Annotated in this window: 20 protein-coding genes; 9 read left to right on the forward strand and 11 right to left on the reverse strand. The window is 66.9% G+C overall.

Annotated elements, in window-relative coordinates:
* Nucleotides 1-4 precede the first annotated feature (4 nt).
* Both AC5P99_RS16905 and AC5P99_RS16910 read left to right on the forward strand, forming a co-directional pair.
* Nucleotides 5-610, forward strand: coding sequence for a thioredoxin family protein (locus tag AC5P99_RS16905; RefSeq protein ID WP_329753914.1), 606 nt, complete (start codon nt 5-7; stop codon nt 608-610).
* 282 nt (nt 611-892) lie between these two features.
* On the forward strand, nt 893-2,032 hold the full coding sequence (locus AC5P99_RS16910; protein WP_495213351.1) for a hypothetical protein: 1,140 nt from the start codon (nt 893-895) through the stop codon (nt 2,030-2,032).
* Nucleotides 2,033-2,063: 31 nt separating this feature from the next.
* Here AC5P99_RS16910 and AC5P99_RS16915 read toward each other — a convergent pair whose 3' ends face one another.
* Nucleotides 2,064-3,119 carry a PDDEXK nuclease domain-containing protein gene (locus AC5P99_RS16915; RefSeq protein ID WP_495213352.1) on the reverse strand — a complete coding sequence of 352 codons (1,056 nt, stop codon included), beginning with the start codon at nt 3,117-3,119 and terminating at the stop codon, nt 2,064-2,066.
* 374 nt (nt 3,120-3,493) lie between these two features.
* The gene (locus tag AC5P99_RS16920) at nt 3,494-4,051 is read right to left on the reverse strand and encodes a MarR family winged helix-turn-helix transcriptional regulator (protein ID WP_005411341.1); all 558 of its coding nucleotides are present in this window, start codon (nt 4,049-4,051) and stop codon (nt 3,494-3,496) included.
* A gap of 66 nt (nt 4,052-4,117) precedes the next feature.
* Here AC5P99_RS16920 and hppD point away from each other — a divergent pair, with 66 nt between their 5' ends.
* Complete coding sequence (hppD, locus tag AC5P99_RS16925; RefSeq protein WP_005411340.1) at nt 4,118-5,230, forward strand: 4-hydroxyphenylpyruvate dioxygenase; 1,113 nt, start codon at nt 4,118-4,120, stop codon at nt 5,228-5,230.
* Nucleotides 5,231-5,315: 85 nt separating this feature from the next.
* Nucleotides 5,316-6,614, forward strand: a complete 1,299-nt coding sequence (gene hmgA / locus AC5P99_RS16930) for a homogentisate 1,2-dioxygenase (protein ID WP_005411339.1) — start codon at nt 5,316-5,318, stop codon at nt 6,612-6,614.
* Nucleotides 6,615-6,698: 84 nt separating this feature from the next.
* On the opposite strand, the gene AC5P99_RS16935 is transcribed toward hmgA, so the two are convergent.
* Complete coding sequence (locus AC5P99_RS16935) at nt 6,699-7,235, reverse strand: hypothetical protein (RefSeq protein WP_033833880.1); 537 nt, start codon at nt 7,233-7,235, stop codon at nt 6,699-6,701.
* Nucleotides 7,236-7,360: 125 nt separating this feature from the next.
* Between AC5P99_RS16935 and AC5P99_RS16940 the strand changes: the two genes are divergently transcribed.
* Both AC5P99_RS16940 and AC5P99_RS16945 read left to right on the forward strand, forming a co-directional pair.
* Nucleotides 7,361-8,017: a hypothetical protein gene (locus tag AC5P99_RS16940; protein ID WP_005411337.1), complete on the forward strand. Its 657-nt coding sequence runs from the start codon at nt 7,361-7,363 to the stop codon at nt 8,015-8,017.
* Nucleotides 8,018-8,090: 73 nt separating this feature from the next.
* Nucleotides 8,091-9,050 carry a sodium:calcium antiporter gene (locus tag AC5P99_RS16945; RefSeq protein WP_043034283.1) on the forward strand — a complete coding sequence of 320 codons (960 nt, stop codon included), beginning with the start codon at nt 8,091-8,093 and terminating at the stop codon, nt 9,048-9,050.
* 74 nt (nt 9,051-9,124) lie between these two features.
* Here the strand turns inward: AC5P99_RS16945 and AC5P99_RS16950 are convergent, their stop codons facing one another.
* The 8 genes from AC5P99_RS16950 to AC5P99_RS16985 all read right to left on the reverse strand — a co-directional run bounded on the left by AC5P99_RS16950 (nt 9,125) and on the right by AC5P99_RS16985 (nt 16,992).
* The gene (locus AC5P99_RS16950; RefSeq protein ID WP_012481450.1) at nt 9,125-9,514 is read right to left on the reverse strand and encodes a Na+/H+ antiporter subunit G; all 390 of its coding nucleotides are present in this window, start codon (nt 9,512-9,514) and stop codon (nt 9,125-9,127) included.
* Nucleotides 9,511-9,795 (reverse strand): K+/H+ antiporter subunit F, encoded by a 285-nt coding sequence (locus tag AC5P99_RS16955; RefSeq protein WP_005411334.1) that lies wholly within the window; start codon nt 9,793-9,795, stop codon nt 9,511-9,513. Before AC5P99_RS16955 ends, AC5P99_RS16950 begins: the two co-directional genes overlap by 4 nt.
* Nucleotides 9,792-10,298, reverse strand: coding sequence for a Na+/H+ antiporter subunit E (locus AC5P99_RS16960; RefSeq protein ID WP_005411333.1), 507 nt, complete (start codon nt 10,296-10,298; stop codon nt 9,792-9,794). Before AC5P99_RS16960 ends, AC5P99_RS16955 begins: the two co-directional genes overlap by 4 nt.
* The gene (locus AC5P99_RS16965; protein ID WP_495213353.1) at nt 10,295-11,830 is read right to left on the reverse strand and encodes a monovalent cation/H+ antiporter subunit D; all 1,536 of its coding nucleotides are present in this window, start codon (nt 11,828-11,830) and stop codon (nt 10,295-10,297) included. The genes AC5P99_RS16960 and AC5P99_RS16965 overlap by 4 nt, the downstream gene beginning before the upstream one ends.
* Nucleotides 11,827-12,219 carry a Na+/H+ antiporter subunit C gene (locus AC5P99_RS16970; RefSeq protein ID WP_024957677.1) on the reverse strand — a complete coding sequence of 131 codons (393 nt, stop codon included), beginning with the start codon at nt 12,217-12,219 and terminating at the stop codon, nt 11,827-11,829. Before AC5P99_RS16970 ends, AC5P99_RS16965 begins: the two co-directional genes overlap by 4 nt.
* Complete coding sequence (locus AC5P99_RS16975) at nt 12,219-15,047, reverse strand: monovalent cation/H+ antiporter subunit A (protein ID WP_109337547.1); 2,829 nt, start codon at nt 15,045-15,047, stop codon at nt 12,219-12,221. The genes AC5P99_RS16970 and AC5P99_RS16975 overlap by 1 nt, the downstream gene beginning before the upstream one ends.
* Nucleotides 15,048-15,380: 333 nt before the next feature.
* Nucleotides 15,381-15,866 (reverse strand): Mpo1 family 2-hydroxy fatty acid dioxygenase, encoded by a 486-nt coding sequence (locus AC5P99_RS16980; RefSeq protein ID WP_495213354.1) that lies wholly within the window; start codon nt 15,864-15,866, stop codon nt 15,381-15,383.
* 199 nt (nt 15,867-16,065) lie between these two features.
* Nucleotides 16,066-16,992, reverse strand: coding sequence for a phosphoribosylaminoimidazolesuccinocarboxamide synthase (locus AC5P99_RS16985; protein WP_005414703.1), 927 nt, complete (start codon nt 16,990-16,992; stop codon nt 16,066-16,068).
* A 144-nt stretch (nt 16,993-17,136) separates the two neighbouring features.
* Here AC5P99_RS16985 and AC5P99_RS16990 point away from each other — a divergent pair, with 144 nt between their 5' ends.
* The 3 genes from AC5P99_RS16990 to AC5P99_RS17000 are packed head-to-tail and all read left to right on the forward strand — an operon-like array spanning nt 17,137 to nt 18,712.
* The gene (locus AC5P99_RS16990) at nt 17,137-17,466 is read left to right on the forward strand and encodes a J domain-containing protein (protein WP_005411327.1); all 330 of its coding nucleotides are present in this window, start codon (nt 17,137-17,139) and stop codon (nt 17,464-17,466) included.
* A 29-nt stretch (nt 17,467-17,495) separates the two neighbouring features.
* The gene (gene rpe, locus AC5P99_RS16995; protein WP_005411326.1) at nt 17,496-18,170 is read left to right on the forward strand and encodes a ribulose-phosphate 3-epimerase; all 675 of its coding nucleotides are present in this window, start codon (nt 17,496-17,498) and stop codon (nt 18,168-18,170) included.
* A 59-nt stretch (nt 18,171-18,229) separates the two neighbouring features.
* Entirely contained in the window at nt 18,230-18,712 is a 483-nt protein-coding gene (locus tag AC5P99_RS17000) for a GNAT family N-acetyltransferase (RefSeq protein ID WP_049451139.1), read from the forward strand.
* The last annotated feature ends 32 nt before the right edge of the window (nt 18,713-18,744 follow it).

The raw sequence follows: 18,744 nt of genomic DNA on the forward strand, positions 1-18,744 counted from the left end.
AGGCATGCGTAGCAAGCTCGGTACTGCGGCAGTGGTGGTCTGTGCGGCGCTGATCGGCGCCTGTTCCCAACCGCAACCGCCTGCCACCGCCGAGCCCACGCAGCCCCTGGATACCCGACCCACCGAGCCACCGGTCGCCGACCCCAGCGAACCGGTGGCCTCGGGCAACACCCCGGTGGCGGCAGACATCGCCGCCATCGCCGGGCTCGGTGCGCAGTTCGACCCGGCCCGCAACCCCGCCGATGACCTGGCCACCGCCAAGGTGGAAGCCCAGCGGGGCAAGAAGCGCATCCTGCTGGAGGTCGGGAACGCCGCCTGCGAGCGCTGCCGCGCGCTGGACGACGTCGTGGAAGGCAACGGCGACCTGCGTCGCTTCCGCGATGCCCACTACGTGTGGGTGAAGGTCAACGCCAGCGACGAGCAGCCCAACACCGCCTTCTTCGCCCAGTTCCCGGTGATGGAGCGCGACTACCCGCACCTGCTGGTGCTCGATGCCGATGGAAGCCTGCTGGTTTCGCAGGCCACCGGCGAACTGCGCAGGGGCGAAGCCTTCCAGCCGGCACGGGTGAGCGCGTTCCTGAAACAATGGGCACCTGACAAACCGGAATAGGGGTAGTGCCGGCCGCTGGCCGGCAGGGGTGGGCCGACCGCTGACCGCCATCCCGGGTGGGTGCCGACCGTTGACCGCCATCCCCGGTGGGTGCCGACCGCTGACCGCCATCCCCGGTGGGTGCCGACCGTTGGTCGGCACAGAAGTGCATCCACGCATGGCGTGGATCTACTGTGGTTGCGGTCACATTCCCGGAATCGGCATCTCAATATCGCAACGCACTCGCCGTTACCGGCAAGGACCTCAGTCGACATCCCGTCGATGCAACCTTCCGGAACGCCCATGCACAGCGACCACGCCGAACGACTGCCCGAACCCGCCAGTGAGTTGGCCGAGGGTGGAGCAGGCGAGGGCGTAACCTTGCCGCCGCAGGAGGCGCTGCTGGATGACACCGGAACCGGCGAGGCCACCGTCGACCTGGCGCCGCCGCGTCATCGCCTGCCGCAGATCGCGCTGCCCGACAACGTGGTGCTGAAGGGGGCGGTGCAGAAGCTGGTCGAGCAGAAGTCCCGGCTTGATGCGCTGGCCGCCGATGGCCAGCTGGCCGGGCTGCTGCCACCGGAGTGGCAGGGGCACGGCGTGCGTGCGATCGAGCTGTCCACCTTCATCCAGGGCGTGCTGCCGTTCCTGCAACCCGGCGAACGTGGCGAAACCGCGCCCGCGCGCCTGCCGGTGCGCCATGTGCTGGGAGACGACAGCCGCTGGGGCCTGGACAATGTCGCCGAACCGAAATCGCTGGCCTGGTACCTGGCCAGCGACGAACGCGCCACCGCTGGCAGCAAGGACATGGCCGAGGCCTATCTGGTGGGTGCGCTGGGACTGGCGTGGATGCAGGAAGGGCGCAGCCGCCCCGGCTTCCTGCGCGCGATGGGGCAGGACAGCCTGGCCGCGCGGGTGACCATGCTCGGTTACCCGCCGGCCAACGAACTGGCGCTGTACAGCGTCACCGCGCATGGGCAGCAACAGATCTGGTGCGTGCATGGCCGCCGTCGCATGCGCCCGCTGGTGGCGCCGTGGCTGAGCGTGCCGGTGCTGACCGCGTATGGCGTGCCGGCGCCGGTCGCGTGGCCGTCCAGTTTCCCGCCGGTGGAGGCCGTGGCCGAGCTGCTGGCGACCGCACGGCAGGGGCGCGCGCTGCCGGAAGTGGACCTGGCCAAGGCGGTGGCGAAGATCGCCGAGGACGCTGCCTCGGAAGCCTGGCAACCGGTCAGCCTGCTGCAGCTCAATACCTGGTCACCGCGTTGGCATTTCTTCCTGGGCACCTTCGTCGGCCTGCCGTCGCTGCTGCTGGTGGCGGCAGCGCTGGCGCTGCCGGGGGCGGTCGAAGCAGCCACGGTTGCGGCTTCCCTCGGCTTCGCCGGTGGTGCCATCGCGGCGCTCGCGGTGCCGTGGATCCATGCACGGCGCAAGCATCTGAGTTGAAGCATGAACGCCATCCGCGCGTGGCGTAGATCTACGGGAGGCCGGGCGCCGCGGTCTGCAGCTGCTGCCGCGCCCGCTCCATGGCAGTCTGCAATCTTTGCTTGAGGACCTCCCGGGAGGGCAGCGTGGTCAGGTACTCCGCAACATGGATGCCTGAGCGGTCCAGCTCCAGCAATTCAATCTGGCCCGCCTTCTTCCCTGTGCAGAGGATGATGCCCAACGGCGCCTGCTCGCCGTCCTCACGTTCGTACCGGTCCAGCCAGCGCAGATAGAGTTCCATCTGTCCCTTGTAGGCCGGCTTGAACTCGCCGATCTTCAACTCGATGGCAATTAGTCTGCGCAGGCGCCGGTTGTAGAACAGCAGGTCCAGGTGGAAGTCATCGCCGTCGATCTGGATGCGCTTCTGGCGGGCGACGAAACTGAAGCCCGTGCCAAGTTCAAGCAGGAAGCCCTGCATCTCGCGAAGGATCGCGGTTTCAAGGTCCTGCTCGTCCCAGCTGTCCTTGAGGCCAAGAAAGTCCAGCACGTAGGGATCACGCAGTATCAGCCCTGGAGACAGCTGCTGGTTGCCGCGCAGTGCCGCCAACTCTTCGGCGATGGTCTGCTCTGGCTGACTGGAGAGTGCCGTGCGCTCATACAGCATCGAATCGACGCGCTGGCGCAGCGTACGTACACTCCAGCCCTCGGTGGCGGCCATCTGTGCATAGAAGTCGCGCTTGAGTGGGTCCGCCAGTGGGATCAGCGCGATGAAATGGGTCCAGCTCAATTGTCGTATCAGCGATACGACAATCTGCTCGTCTGCAAATGCGATGGAGAACTGCACCATCCGGCGCAGGCTCTTCTCACCGAAGGATGTGCCGAACTCGGCAGACAGCGCCTTGGCGATCCGGGTGAAGAGAACCTCTCCGTAGCGCGCACGTCGCCCAGCCATCTGGTCAACATGGATGCGACGACCGATTCGCCAGTACAGCAGCGTCAACTCGGCGTTGATGGACCTGTGCATCCTGCTGCGCGCTGCGCAGATCAGCTCTCTGAGATCGGCCAGCAATTCCTGGCCATGCGGCGACGTTGAACGCGAGTCATCCATGAGGGAGCCCGTTCGATGTGGATGGCCGGGCTGTACCCGTTGAACGTGTACCGTCCGGCCGCACACGTGAGCAGTCCAATAGGAGAATTCACTGGATCAGCCCGTTTCGATACACCAGCCTGGCGGAAACGGGCCGTATCGGGCCAATGCGGAAATGCCGCTGGGCGAGGGCGACACTTCAGGGCGGGATCTGCGGAAGGTGAATGCGTCCGATGGCATCGTTTGCGGTCGGTCCGCAGTCCGCCAAAGAGCGGGTCCCGTCAGATCAAAGGGAGTGGACGACAATCGCCCAGCCACTGTTCCGCTACCGGCCGGGGTCGGCACCCGCGACTTGGGGCCCAAAACGACTTAATCCCCTCCGTCCCCTTTTTCTTTCAGACCCCTTCGCCCATCCGTTCCAGGCCTTCGCCGGCCAGGCGCAGGATCAGCTTCTCCAGCACCTGCTCTTCCTCTTCGCTCAGCACCGACATCAGCTTGCGGGTGATTTCGATCACCATCGGCGCGATGGTCTCGTACACCTCGAAGCCGGCTGCCGACAGCGCCAGCACCGAGCGGCGGCGGTCGTCGCCGTGGGTCTCGCGCTTGATGAAGCCGCGCTCCAGCAGGCGGGCCACGGCACGGCTGACCGCCACCTTGTCCATCGCCGTGCGGTCGGAGACCTCGCTGGCCGAGGAGCCCGGGTACAGCGCCAGGATGGTGATCACCCGCCATTCGGGAATCGCCAGACCGTAACGATCGCCGTATAGCTTGGCGATGTTGCCGCTGACCCGGTTGGACAGCACGCTCAGCCGGTACGGCAGGAACTGTTCCAGGTCGAGCAGGACGTGCGAGGAACGCAGGCGGGTCGAAACGGGATCGGCGGGGCTCATGTTGCGGTGCACCTTGCTGGTGGTTTCAAGTGTAACTATAAGGGGTAGGTCCAGACCCTGCATTCTCGCCGGGTCCCTACCTGCCCGCACCTGGTTTGTACCGATGCGGTACCGATTCGGAGCCACGCCATGAATACCGCAGTCCCGACCGCCTCGCATCCCAACCCCGGCATGCAGGTCACCACCTTCGAGAACCCGATGGGCATCGACGGCTTCGAGTTCGTCGAATTCGCCGCCCCGGCCGGCCGTGGCCAGGAGCTGCACGAGTACTTCCGGAAGATGGGCTTCAGCGCGGTGCTCAAGCACAAGCAGCGTCCGATTACCGTCTATCGCCAGGGCGACGTCAACTTCCTGGTCAATGAGGACCCCGATTCGTTCGCCGCCGACTTCGCCGAGAAGCACGGTCCGTGCGCCTGCGGCTTCGCCATCCGCTTCAAGAAGCCGGGCCAGGAGGTCTACCAGACCGCGCTGGGCAACGGCGCCGAAGCCATCGCCTTCAAGCCGGACAGCAAGGCGGTCAGCGCGCCGGTCATCAAGGGCATCGGCGACTGCATGCTGTACCTGGTCGATCGCTACGGCAGCGCCGGCAGCATCTATGACGGCGACTACGAGCCGATCGCCGGTGCCGACCTGCACCCGGTGGGCTTCGGCCTGACCTTCATCGACCACCTGACCCACAACCTGTATTTCGGCAACATGCAGCAGTGGTCGGACTACTACGAGCGCCTGTTCAACTTCCGCGAGATCCGCTACTTCGACATCAAGGGCCTGAAGACCGGCCTGGTGTCCAAGGCGATGACCGCGCCGGATGGCATCGTGCGCATCCCGCTGAACGAATCGTCCGATCCGAAGAGCCAGATCAACGAGTACCTGGACGCGTACAAGGGCGAGGGCATCCAGCACATCGCCTGCTTCACCGAGAACATCTACGAGACCGTCGAAGCGATGCGCGCGCAGGGCGTGGACTTCCTCGATACGCCGGAGACCTACTTCGACGTGATCGACCAGCGCGTGCCGAACCACGGTGAAGACGTGCCGCGCCTGGCGAAGAACAAGATCCTGATCGATGCCGATCCGGAAACCCACCAGCGCAAGCTGCTGCAGATCTTCACCCAGAACTGCATCGGCCCGATCTTCTTCGAGATCATCCAGCGCAAGGGCAACGAAGGCTTCGGCGAAGGCAACTTCACCGCACTGTTCGAGAGCATCGAGCGCGACCAGATCCGCCGCGGCGTGCTGTAAGGTCTGCAGGCAATGTCGGCGTCCCGCCGGCATTGCCTGTCCGAATGGTCGCGCCGGCCGCTGGCCGGCAATCTCTGGAGTTCCCATGTCCCCCGCCATCACCGCCCGCGGCTACCAGTCCGGCTTCGGCAACGAATTCGCCACCGAGGCCGTTGCCGGCGCGCTGCCGGTCGGGCAGAACTCACCGCAGAAGGTGGCCCACGGCCTGTACGCCGAACAGTTGACCGGCACCGCCTTCACCGCGCCGCGTGGCAGCAACCGCCGCAGCTGGCTGTACCGGATCCGCCCGGCGGTGACCCATGGCGAGTTCACCCCGTTCGCGCAGTCGCAGCTGCAGTGTGATTTCGGCGCACAGCCGGCTTCACCGAACCAGCTGCGCTGGAGCCCGCTGCCGCTGCCGGAGCTGCCGACCGATTTTGTCGAAGGCCTGTACACGATGGGTGGCAACGGCTCGCCCGATGCGCATGCCGGCGTGGGCATCCACCTATACGCTGCCAACCGCGACATGGTCGGCCGCTACTTCTACGACGCCGACGGCGAGCTGCTGATCGTGCCGCAGCTGGGCGCGCTGCGCCTGCTGACCGAGCTGGGCGTGATCGAGATCGAGCCGCAGCAGATCGCGGTGATCCCGCGCGGCGTGCGCTTCCGCGTTGAACTGCCCGATGGCCCCAGCCGCGGCTATATCTGCGAGAACTACGGTGCGCTGCTGAAGCTGCCCGACCTTGGCCCGATCGGATCCAACGGCCTGGCCAATCCGCGCGACTTCGAGACCCCGCATGCGGCGTTCGAGGACGTCGATGGCGATTTCGAGCTGATCGCGAAGTTCGAGGGTCGCCTGTGGCGTGCACCGATCGACCATTCGCCGCTGGACGTGGTGGCCTGGCACGGCAACTACGCGCCGTACCGTTACGACCTGCGTCGCTTCAACACCATCGGTTCGATCAGCTACGACCACCCGGATCCGTCGATCTTCCTGGTGCTGCATTCGCCCAGCGACACCCCGGGCACCAGCAACATGGACTTTGCGATCTTCCCGCCGCGCTGGCTGGTGGCGCAGAACACGTTCCGTCCGCCGTGGTTCCACCGCAACATCGCCAGCGAGTTCATGGGCCTGGTGCATGGCGCCTACGATGCCAAGGCCGAAGGCTTCGTCCCGGGTGGCGCATCGCTGCACAACTGCATGAGTGGTCATGGCCCGGACGCGCCGACCTTCGACAAGGCGTCCAATGCCGATCTGTCCAAGGCCGATGTGATCAAGGACACGATGGCCTTCATGTTCGAGACCCGCGCAGTGATCCGCCCGACCGCACAGGCGCTGGCCGCCGGCCACCGCCAGGGCGATTACCAGCAGTGCTGGAACGGCCTGCGCAATAACTTCCGCTGACCCTAAAAAGGGGACGGAGGGGATTAAGCCGCAATCAGCACACGTGTGCCTGAAACGACTTAATCCCCTCCGTCCCCTTTTTCTTCAGGCGACCTCGGCGAACGCGTCGCAATGCTCCAATGGCAATGCCTCCAGCAGGCGCTGCCGTACGCGCTGGCAATAGCCATCCGAAGTGAGCGTGGGCAGCAGCTGCATTGCCGACTGCAGTCGCTGCAGCACCTCGTCCTCCGCACGCGCCTGCTGCAGGTCGCGGAACAGCGCCGCCGCCTGTGGATGCCGCTGCATTTCCAGGATGCCCAGCACGTAGATGCGCGCTGCCACCAGTGAGCGCCGGCGTTCGACCGCGGGTGCAGCAGGTGTCGCTGCCGGCGGCGCGGGCACCGGCGCTACCGCGGCTGCGGTCGACGGTGCTGGGGTCGTGGCGCCCGTGCCGGTGCTCAGGTACCCCGCCTGTACCAGCTGGATGACCATCGCCGGTGCTTCCTGGCCGAGCAGACCGGTCAGGTCGGCGACGGTACGCTGGCCGTCGCACAGGATCAGCAGCCGGCGCTGGCGCATGTCCAGCGGCGCGCGGTGGGCCTGCAGCGCGGTTCGGGCGAGATCGGTCTTGCGCGGTTGCATGGAAGGGACGGCCAGGTCGGTGCTCGCCGAGCCTGAACGAAGGCGATGAAACCGCGATGACAATGCAGCGCCTGCACACCGGATGGGCTAGCGTGCAGCCATCCTTGTGCCAGGGAACCGCACCGATGAAGCACCTTCCGCTTGCTGGTCTGTTGCTCCTTTCGCTCACCGCCTGCAGTGCTGGCCCCGACAAGCAGGGGGCGGCCGGCAGCGGCAGCGACACCCCGGCGGAAACCGCCTCGGCGACCGGACCCGCGCAGTCGACGGATCCCGACCTGGCCGCCCGTCCAGCCAATGACCGTCGCGAGGACAGTCCCGCGCGCCTGGATGGCTTCGCTGGGGCGAAGCTGGGTGCCGGCATCGCCGAGGTCCGTGCCGGCTTCGGCACGCCGCTGCAGGGTCTGGGCACCGATGCGGCCGGCAAGCCGCTGCCGGCTGACGACAGCAACGACGGCTGCTACTTCCTGCGCCCGCAGGATGCCGAAGATCCGCGCCTGATGATCGAGGGCCGCAAGCTGGTGCGCTACGACGTGCGCAGCGCCGCCATCACCGCACCGGGCGGTGGCAAGGTCGGCATGACCCTGGGTGAGCTGCAGGTGCTGTATCCCGAGCGCGCGGACGTCGGCCCCGACAAGTATGACGAGAAGGCCCAGCACCTGCGCGTGCGCCCGGCGCAGGAGGGCGGGGCGGTGATCGACTTCGCACTCGGTGCCGATGGCCGGGTGGGTGCCTGGCGCGTCGGACAGACCCCGCAGGTCGATTATGCGGAAGGCTGTGGCTGATCCTTGATCCACGGCCCAGCCGCGCGTACGGGCCAAGCGTAGAATCGCGCCACGACCGCTGGGGGAGTGCTCGATGATCGCCATTGCCATTGCCTGGTTCCTGCTCGGCCTGCTGCTGCTGGCGTTGGGCGGGGACTCCATCGTCAAGGCCGTGTCCGGCCTGGCCCAGCGTTTCGGCGCCAGCCCATTCACTGCCGGGCTGTTGCTGCTCGGAGTGACCACCTCGTTGCCGGAACTGGCAGTCAACGCGCGCGCCCTGGCGGTGGGCCAACCGGAGCTGGCACTGGGCAACGCGGTGGGCAGCAGCATCGTCAACCTGGGCTTGACCCTGGCCGTGGCGGCCATGGCTGCGCCCCTGCTGCTGCGCGCGCGCCTGCAGACGGTGCTGTGGTGGTCGCTGCTGGCGGCGGGTGTGCTGCTGATCCTGTTCGGGCTTGATGGCGGCCTGGCACGTTGGGAAGGCGGCATACTGCTGGCCGGTTTCATCGTGGTGCAGGTGCTGCTGCTGCGCCGTGGTCGCAGCGAGAGCGCGGAGGTGCAGGTGGCCATCGCCGAGTCCGCACTGAGCCGCACCAGCCTGCCGTTGAACGTGCTGCGCGTGCTGATTGCCGCGTTGACGCTGTACTGGGGCGCGCGCCTGGTGGTGGGCGCCGCCGCCGACTTCGGCGCCGCCCTGGGTTGGACGCCGCTGCTGGTCGGCCTGCTGCCGGTGGCGATCGGTACCGCACTGCCGGAGGTGGCCACCGCCATCGCCGCCGCGCGTCGCGGGCATGGCGACATGGTACTGGGCCACGTGCTGGGTTCCAGCGTGGTCAACCTGCTGCTGGTGATCGGTGCGATGGCCGTGCTGCAGCCGCTGGCGCTGCCGGCCTCGTTCGTGCGCCTGGAACTGCCGGCGCTGCTGGCGTTCGCGCTGGTGCTGTACCCGATGCTGCGTGGCGACCTGAAGATCAGCCGCGGCGAAGGTGTGATCCTGCTGGTCGCGTTTGTCGGCTGGTTCGTGCTGGAACTGCTGCTGGTCGGCGCGGCATGAGGTAGTGCCGGCCGCTGGCCGGCAACCTCACTGCCTCTGACGGAACCCTTGCCACTGCCGGCCAGCGGCCGGCACTACCGGTTCTGCGTGGTTTCTTCTTCCCGCACCGGCTCCGGCGGCGGCAGCTGCTCCTCGGCGGCACGTTCGTTGCCTGGCAGGGTGGGGCGGGTCTCCATCAGCAGCGACAGCGCGGCCTTGGCCATCATGTGCGCGCTGATCGGTGCGGTGATGAACAGGAACACGGTGATCAGCAGCTCGCGCGGCTGCGGGTCCTGGCCGAGGAAGATGTGGTAGCAGACCGAGCACACCAGCACGCAGCCGACGCCCAGCGTGCTGGCCTTGGTCGGCGCGTGCAGGCGCTTGAAGAAGGTCGACAGCTTCACCAGGCCCAGTGCGCCGACCAGGATGAAGAAGCAGCCGAACAGCAGCAGGATCGACAGGCCGATCTGGATCGCGGTGATCATTCGACGATGTCCCGGCGCAGCACGAACTTGCTCAGCACCACGGTGCTGCCGAAGCCGAGCATGGCGATGATCAGCGCCGCCTCGAAGTAGATCGGCGAATTGAGGTACATGCCGAACAGCATCAGCTCGGCGATCGCGGTCACCGACAGGGTATCCAGCGCAAGGATGCGGTCGGGCACGGTCGGCCCGCGCAGCAGGCGCCAGGTGGCCAGCAGCATGGCCAGGCCGACCACGTGCATGCACACCACCAGGGTGGTCTGGATGACTTCAAAACCGGTCATGGGAAGATCTCCATCAACGGCGCCTCGTAACGGCGCTTGATCGTATCGATCAGGTCCTGTGGGTCCTCCAGGTGCAGCACATGCACCAGCAGGAACTTGCGGTCGTCGCTGAGCGCGGCCGAGACCGTGCCCGGGGTCAGGGTGATCATGCTGGTCAGCGCGGCGATGCCGTGGATGTTGGCGATGTCCAGCGGCAGCCAGATGAAACCCGGGTGGATGTTCTTTTCCGGGCCCAGCACCTGCAGGGCGACGCGGATGTTGGACATCAGGATGTCCCACAGGGTCACGCACACCAGCCTGGGCAGTGGCCGCAGGGTGCCGATACGGGCGAACTCGCGGTCCAGGCGCGCGGCGAACAGCGGCACCACCACGCCCAGCAGCAGCCCCAGCACGATCTGGCCGAGGGTGAAGCTGTCGGACATCAGCAGCCAGAACGCCACCACCATGATGCTGAGCATCGGCGAGGGAATCAGGCGACGGAACAGGGAGCGCTGGGCGGTCATGGCTGGCGGATCTCCGGCGTGGTCGCACGCAGTTGCTGCACGTACTCGCTGGGTTGCAGCAGCTGTGCGGCGGTGGCGTCGGTGTAGCGCATCAACGGTGCCGCAGCCAGGGTCATGCCGATGCCGTAGGCCAGCAGCAGGCAGGCGGCGTAGAGTTCTACCCGGCGCAGGGGAGCCTTGCGCGGCTTCGGTGCCTCCGGATCGACCGGCGGAACGCGCCAGAACAGGCGGATGCCGCCGCGGGTCAGGCCCATGATCACCAGCAGGCTGCTGGCCAGCACGGCGGTCCAGACCGGGCCGGTGTACTGCGCCGGCATGCCGGCCAGCAGCGCGGCCTTGGCCAGGAAGCCGGACAGAGGCGGCAGGCCGGCCACCGACACTGCCCCGAGCAGGAACAGCACCGCCGGCGTTTCCTTGCCCGGCATCGGCGCCACCACCTCCTTGCGGTCGCTGGCGCCACCACGGCGGCGGCGGATCAGGTCGGCAACCAGGAACAGCGCAGCGGCCACGAAGCTGCTGTGCGGCAGGTAGTACAGGCCGGCCGACAGCACCTGCGGCGTGCCCACCGAGAAGGCGATGAACAGCGTGGCTGCCGACACGATGACCAGGTAGGAAATCAGTACGCGCAGGCGGGTCGCGGCCAGGGCGCCGAGCCCGCCCAGCACCAGCGTCGCCACGCCGGCCCACAGCAGCCAGTCGCGGCCATAGCCGGCCATCGCGCCGGCATCGTCGCCGAACCACAGCATCTGGATGCGCAGCACCGAATACAGGCCGACCTTGGTCATGATTGCGAACAGGGCCGCTACTGCAGCCGGCGCGCGCGAATAGGCTTCCGGCAGCCACAGGTACAGCGGCATCAGCGCGGCCTTGGCGCAGAACACCAGCAGCAACAGGCCCATCGTGGCCTTCACCAGGGTCAGCTGCGTCGGCGGCACCGCAGCGATGCGCTGCGACAGCTCGGCCATGTTCAGCGAACCCAGCGTGGCGTACAGCAGGCCCAGCGCGATCAGGAACAGGGTCGAGGCGGTGACGTTGAACACCACGTAGTGCAGGCCGATGCGCATGCGCAGGCCGCGGCCACCGCTGAGCAGCAGGCCGTAGGAGGCGATCAGCATCACCTCGAAGAACACGAACAGGTTGAAGATGTCGCCGGTCAGGAACGCACCGTTGAGGCCGACCAGCTGGAACTGGAACAGTGCATGGAAGTGCGGTGCGCGGCGGTCCCAACCCGAGCAGGCGTGCAGCAGGCAGGGAATGGCCAGCAGCAGGGTGGTCAGCAGCATCCATGCCGACAGCCGGTCGGCCACCAGCGCGATGCCCAGCCGCGACGGCCAGTCGCCCAGCAGGTAGACGTTGATATCACCGCCCGCGGTCGACGCGAACAGCAGGCCCACCGCCAGCGCCAGCGCCGACAGTGCGGTCCAGGCCACCGCGCGCTGCACCCTGGGGCCGTAGCGGCGGTGTTCGACGAACAGCGACAGCGCGGCGCCGAGCAGCGGAATCAGGATCGGCAGGATCACCAGATGGTTCATGCGCGATCCTCGCCCTGGCGCGCCGATGCGTTCTCATCCTGCAGGTCGTCGTCGGGCTCGTGGGCGTCCACATGGTCGCTGTGGTTGTCGCTGCGGCTGCGCATGGCCAGCACGATGCTCACTGCGGTCATCGCGAAGGCGATCACGATCGCGGTCAGCACCAGTGCCTGCGGCAGCGGGTCGGTGTAGTTGCCCAGGTGGCTGTCCACGCCCTCCTGCAGTACCGGCGCCTTGCCCAGCACCACGCGGCCACCGGCGAAGATCAGCAGGTTGGTGGCGTAGGACAGGAAGGTCATGCCGAGGATCACGTCGAAGCTGCGCGCACGCAGCAGCAGGTAGATGCCGATGGCGGTCAGCACGCCGATCGCGGTAGCCAGGGCCAGTTCCATCAGTGCATCTCCCCGGTGCGGGCCGAACGGCGTTGCAGGTCGATCTCACCCTTGCGGGCAGCGCGGGTACGCGACGGCTTGATCGTGCCCATCATCGACAGCATCAGCATGGCGCCGCCGAACACCACCAGATAGACGCCGATGTCAAAACCGATCGCGCTGGCCAGCGGCACGTCGCCGATCAATGGCAGATGCAGGTCGAGGTGGCCACTGGTCAGGAACGGCACGCCGAACAGCATCGAGGCGCTGCCGCTGAGCAGGGCGATCAGCAGCCCCATGCCGATGCAGCGGATGTAGTCGAAGCCGAAGCGCGATTCCACCGACGCGGTGCCCTGGATCACGTACTGGATCAGCAGCGGCACCGCCAGCACCAGGCCGGCGATGAAGCCACCACCGGGCGCGTTGTGGCCGCGCAGGAACAGGAAGATCGACACGGTCAGCGTCAGCGGGAACATGATCTGCGCCAGGTCGGCCGGCACCGGCAGCTTGATCGGCGGGCCGGGCATGATCTGTTCCGGTGCCATCCGCGTGCGCCGCAGCAGTGCGTGCACCACCAGCGCGGCGATGCCGAACACGGTGATCTCGCCGAAGGTATCGAAGCCGCGGAAGTCGACCAGGATCACGTTGACCACGTTCTGGCCGTAGGCCTCGGGCAACGCACGGGCGAGCAGTTCGCCGGCCATGGTGTTCGGCGGCAGGGTCATCGCCGAATAGGCCAGCGCACCCAGGCCGGCGCCGGCGATGATCGCGATCACCGCATCGCGGCGCTTGCGCCAGCGCGGACGTTCCGGCCCGGACTGCGCGGGCAGGTAGTTCATGCCCAGCAGCATCAGCACCAGGGTCACCATCTCCACGAGCAGCTGGGTCAGGGCCAGGTCGGGTGCGGACAGGAACACGAAGGTCAGCGCCACCATCAGGCCGACGCCGCCGACCAGCAGCACCGCCAGCAGGCGCTGCTTGTAGATGCGCAGGGTGGCCGCCGCGCAGGCCATCATCACCAGCCACAGCGCCCAGCCCAGCAGCGGCATCGGCTGCGGCGCGGTCCAGTTTGGCGACGCCGGATTTGCCACGAATGGCGCGGCGGCAACTGCGATCGCCACCAGCACCAGGCCCAGCAGCATGCGCTGCAGGCTGCCGTTGGCGATGCCGTTGGTCAGGCGCATGGCCAGTGCGGACACGGCATCCAGCTGTGCATGGAACACATTGCGGCCAGTGCTGACGTTGGTCACGGCATGCAGGTTGATCAGCTTGCGCAGGCCGAAGTACAGCGCCACGCCGCCGATCACGCCGATCGCGCTCATCGCCAGCGGCAGGTTGAAGCCGTGCCATACCGCCAGGCTGTACTCGGGCATGGCGCTGCCGAGGATCGACGCCGCAGCGGCATGCAGCACCGGTGCCACGGTCAGTGCCGGGGCGATGCCCACTGCCACGCAGATCACCACCAGCAGTTCCACCGGTACCTTCATCCAGCGCGGCGGCTCATGCGGCACGCGATCCAGGTCGTGCGGGCCGGGGCCAAAGAAGGTGTCGTGCACGAAGCGCAGGCTGTAGGCCACCCCGAACACGCCAGCCAGCAATGCGGCGATCGACACCGCCGTGCGCATGATTCCCGGGCCTCCGGCCGTGATCGCCTCGGCAAACAGCATTTCCTTGGACAGGAAGCCGTTGAGCAGCGGGATGCCGGCCATCGCCAGCGAGGCGATGATCGCCAGCGCGCTGGTGAACGGCATCAGCCTGCGCAGGCCGCCCAGCTTGCGCATGTCGCGGGTGCCGGTCTCATGGTCGATGATGCCGGCGGCCATGAACAGCGAGGCCTTGAAGGTGGCGTGGTTGAGGATGTGGAACACACCGGCCACCACCGCCATCGGCGTGGACAGGCCGAACAGCAGGGTGATCAGGCCCAGATGGGAAATGGTCGAATAAGCCAGCAGGCCTTTCAGATCGTGCTGGAAGATCGCGTTCCAGGCGCCGATCAACAGCGTGATCGCACCGATGCCGCTGACCGTGTAGAAGAACAGGTCGCTGCCGGCCAGCGCTGGATGCAGGCGCGCCAGCAGGAATACACCGGCCTTCACCATGGTGGCCGAGTGCAGGTAGGCAGAGACCGGAGTGGGCGCGGCCATCGCGTGCGGCAGCCAGAAATGGAACGGGAACTGCGCGCTCTTGGTGAAGATGCCCGCCAGCACCAGGAACAGCGCGTACGGGTACAGCGCGCTGGCGCGGATCTGCTCGCCGGCGGCCAGCACCACGTCCAGGTCGAAGCTGCCGACGATGCGCCCGATCAGCAGTACGCCACCGAGCAGCGCAAGGCCGCCGCCGCCAGTGATCACCAGCGCCATCCGCGCGCCCTCGCGGGCGTCCTGGCGGTGCGACCAGAAACCGATCAGCAGGAACGAGCTGATGCTGGTCATTTCCCAGAAGATCATCAGCAACAGCAGGTTGCCCGAAAGCACCATGCCCAGCATGGCGCCCATGAACAGCAGCAGGTAGCAGTAGAAGCGGTGCGCGTTGTCCTGCTGGCTCAGGTAGTAGCGCGCGTACAGCACCACCAGCGCGCCGATGCCCAGCACCAGCCCGGCGAACATCCACGCCAGCCCGTCCAGGCGCAGGGTGAAGTCCAGGCCGATCTGCGGCAGCCAAGGGACCATCGTCCGCACCACCTGGCCGTCGAGTACGGACGGGGTCAGCCAGCCGAGGATGGCCAGTCCGCCCAACGGCGCCAGCGCCGCCAGCCAGGCAGCAGTCGAGCGCGAACTACGGGGGAAGGCTGCAACAGCCGCTGCCATCAGGAACGGCAGGGCCAGCAGCAGGGGCAGGCTGGGGAGCATGCAGGGAATCCATGATTCACGAGCAGGTCAGGGAGGATAACAGGCTGCGAAATGTCGCTGAAACCCATCGAACAGCGATCAATTGCATGTAACGTCCGCTGATTCATATTTTCTGCGATGCAACATCGCGTTCCTGCAGTCCCTCCCCGGTTGCCCTCGGGGGACGCCCTACGCCCACGCAGGGAGACCGCAGGCCCTGTCGCACAGGGGCTGCCGTCGACGGGCGGGAAGTGGGGAGCGGATCACCGGCGCAGGCTGGCAGGGCCGTCGTGGAGTGCGGGTGATGGAATCTGCCCGTTCAGGAAACGAGGGGCGCCGTCGACCCTGGGCAGGTCAGTAGCGCCAGTCGAGCTTGCGGTAGAACTTGGCCATCACCCAGGCCGGGCCGATCAGCAGGTAGGTCAGGTCGGTCAGGAAGCTGGGCTTGCGGCCCTCGAACTTGTGGCCGATGAACTGCGCGATCCAGGCCACCACGAACACGCCCACCGCCAGCCAGAACAGGTTGTGCAGGCCGATTTCGGCCTCCAGCAGGCGGCACAGGCAGCCGAACACGAAGAACTGGATGAGCATGCCGATGCCCAGCGGGCGCGACAGTTTGTTGTAGAAGCACCAGGCGCTGAACATCGCGAACGCCGACCAGATGCCGTACTGGAACCAGGTGATCAGCGGCGGCAGGCACCACAGCAGGGCCACCACCGACCACTGGATCGCCGGGACCGCCACCACGTGGATGCGCTGGTTGATCACATTGCGGTGGTCGTCGGAGTAGCTGGCGAAATAGCGGTCGATCGGCCGCGCAAGCTCGGTGGATGTCTGCATGCTGCGTTGCTTCCTCGGACAACGGTAGTGCCGGCCGCTGGCCGGCACTCCAGAGCATAGCCGAGTTCGTGAGGTTGCCGGCCAGCGGCCGGCACTACCAGAGCCAGGCCATGCCTGGCTGCAGGTGTTCATGAGGTTGCCGGCCAGCGGCCGGCACTACCGAACGCCCCCCGCCTTTCCGGCCGGGGGCGCAGGCGCATCAGTCGACGCTGATCCCGGCCAGGCGCTGCAGTGCCTCGGCATACTTGGCGCGGGTGCGCTCGATGATCTCGGCCGGGATGGTCGGGCCCGGGGCGGTCTTGCCCCAGTCCAGCGTCTCCAGGTAATCACGCACGAACTGCTTGTCGTAGCTCGGCGGGCTGGTGCCCACTTCGTACTCGTCGGCCGGCCAGTAGCGCGAGGAATCCGGCGTCAGCATCTCGTCCATGATGTACAGGCGGCCATCGGCGTCGGTACCGAACTCGAACTTGGTATCGGCCAGGATGATGCCGCGCTCGCGGGCGTAATCGGCCGCGAACTTGTAGATGCGCAGGGTGGCGTCGCGCACGCGCTCGGCCAGTTCCGCACCGACCTGCTTCACCATCGCATCGAAATCGATGTTCTCGTCATGGTCGCCGACAGCGGCCTTGGTCGAGGGGGTGAAGATCGGCTCGGGCAGCTGCTCGGCCTGGCGCAGGCCGTCGGGCAGGTCGATGCCGCTGACCTTGCCGGTGCGCTGGTAATCCTTCCAGCCGCTGCCGATCAGGTAGCCGCGTGCGATCGCTTCCACCGGCACCGGCTTCAGCTTGCGGGTGACCACCGCGCGCTTGGCATACAGGGCCGGGTCCACGCCTTCGGGCAGCACGCTGGCCACGTCGATGCCGGTCAGGTGGTTGGGCATCAGGTGCGCGGTCTTGGCGAACCAGAAGTTGGAGACCTGGCAGAGCATCTCGCCCTTGCCCGGGATCGGGTCGGGCAGGACCACGTCGAACGCCGACAGGCGATCGGTGGCCACCATCAGCAGGTACTCGCCCGGCGGGGTTCCGGCTGGCAGCCGCTCGCGCGGGATATCGAACACATCACGCACCTTGCCGCGATGGCGCAAGGGCAGGCCGGGGAGATCGGATTGCAACAGCGTGGTTGGCACGGGCACTCCTGGGGCGTTGTCGATACGGCTGCTGCCCAACGGACCCGGCGGGCCCGCTGACCAGCGGGCGGCCTAGTGTAAAGCCGTCCGGGCCCGCTGTGACGTAAAATGAGCGTCCATTTCGTCGGTCGACCCCGGAGCGCCATGCGCTGGTACGGAAAACTGCTCGGATTCATCGCCGGCGCCCTGCTGTTCCGGCCCAATCCGCTGTTCGGGGCGGTGGTCGGCCTGCTGATCGGCCATGCCTTTGATTCGGACTGGTTCCGCCTGAACAAGGAGAACCCGTACCGGGAGCTGGGGCTGACCTCCGAGGCCACCGATGCCGAGGTCGAGCGCGCCTACCGCAAGCTGATCTCGCAGTACCACCCCGACAAGCTTGGCGGCGCCGCCCCCGAGCTGCAGCAGCAGGCCGAGCAGAAGTCGCGGCGCATCAACGCCGCCTACGACCGCATCAAGACCCTGCGCAAGCGCTGACCCCTTTCCCCTCGTTGCAAGGCCCGGCCATGTCCCACTGCCTCATCGCCCCCTCCATCCTGTCCGCCAACTTCGCCCGCCTCGGCGAGGAAGTCGACAACGTCCTCGCCGCTGGCGCGGACTGGGTCCACTTCGACGTGATGGACAACCACTACGTGCCGAACCTGACCATCGGCCCGATGGTCTGCCAGGCGCTGCGCAAGCACGGCGTGACCGCGCCGATCGACGTGCACCTGATGGTCGAGCCGGTGGACCGCATCATCCCGGACTTCGCCGAGGCCGGTGCCACCTACATCAGCTTCCACCCGGAGGCGAGCCGCCACGTGCACCGCACCATCCAGCTGATCCGCTCGCTGGGCTGCAAGCCGGGCATCGTGCTCAATCCGGCCACGCCGGTGGACATCCTCGACTGGGTGCTGGAGGACCTGGACCTGGTGCTGCTGATGTCGGTCAACCCGGGCTTTGGTGGCCAGGCCTTCATCCCCTCGGCGCTGGACAAGCTGAAGGTGGTGCGCAAGATGATCGATGCCAGCGGCAAGGACATCCGCCTGGAGATCGACGGCGGCGTGAAGGCCGACAACATCGGCGAGATCGCGGCTGCCGGTGCCGACACCTTTGTCGCCGGCTCGGCCATCTTCAACGCCAAGACCAGCTACCAGGACGTGATCGCGCAGATGCGCGCCAACGTCGCTGCGGCACGCTGACAAAAAGGGGACGGAGGGGATTAATCTCGTTTAATTCTCTCCGTCCCATTTATCTGCGCATGGCACTGTTGAACATCCGTCCGGCCACCGTGGCCGATGCTGGCCTGATCCTGCATTTCATCCGCGAACTGGCCATCTACGAGAAGGCCGAGCATTCGGTACAGACCGATGAGATCGGCATCGCCGAGAGCCTGTTCGGTGTCGATGCCACGGCGCGCGCGTTGATCTGCGAAGCCGACGGCGAGGCCATCGGCTATGCGGTGTACTTCTACAACTACTCCACCTGGCTGGGCCGCAAGGGCATCTACCTGGAAGACCTGTATGTCAGCCAGGAAAAGCGCGGCGTGGGCGCCGGCAAGGCACTGCTGAAGTACATCGCACGCCAGGCCGTGGCCGAGGGCTGCGGTCGCTTCGAATGGTCGGTGCTGGACTGGAACACCCCGGCCATCGAGTTCTACACCGCTGCCGGTGCGAAGCCGCAGGACGAGTGGACCGTGTACCGGCTGCAGGGCCAGGCGCTGCACGATTTCGCCAACGGTTGAAGCGAAGTGCATCCACGCATGGCGTGGATCTA

The sequence above is a fragment of the Stenotrophomonas sp. YJH_SMC_80 genome, assembly GCF_059372495.1.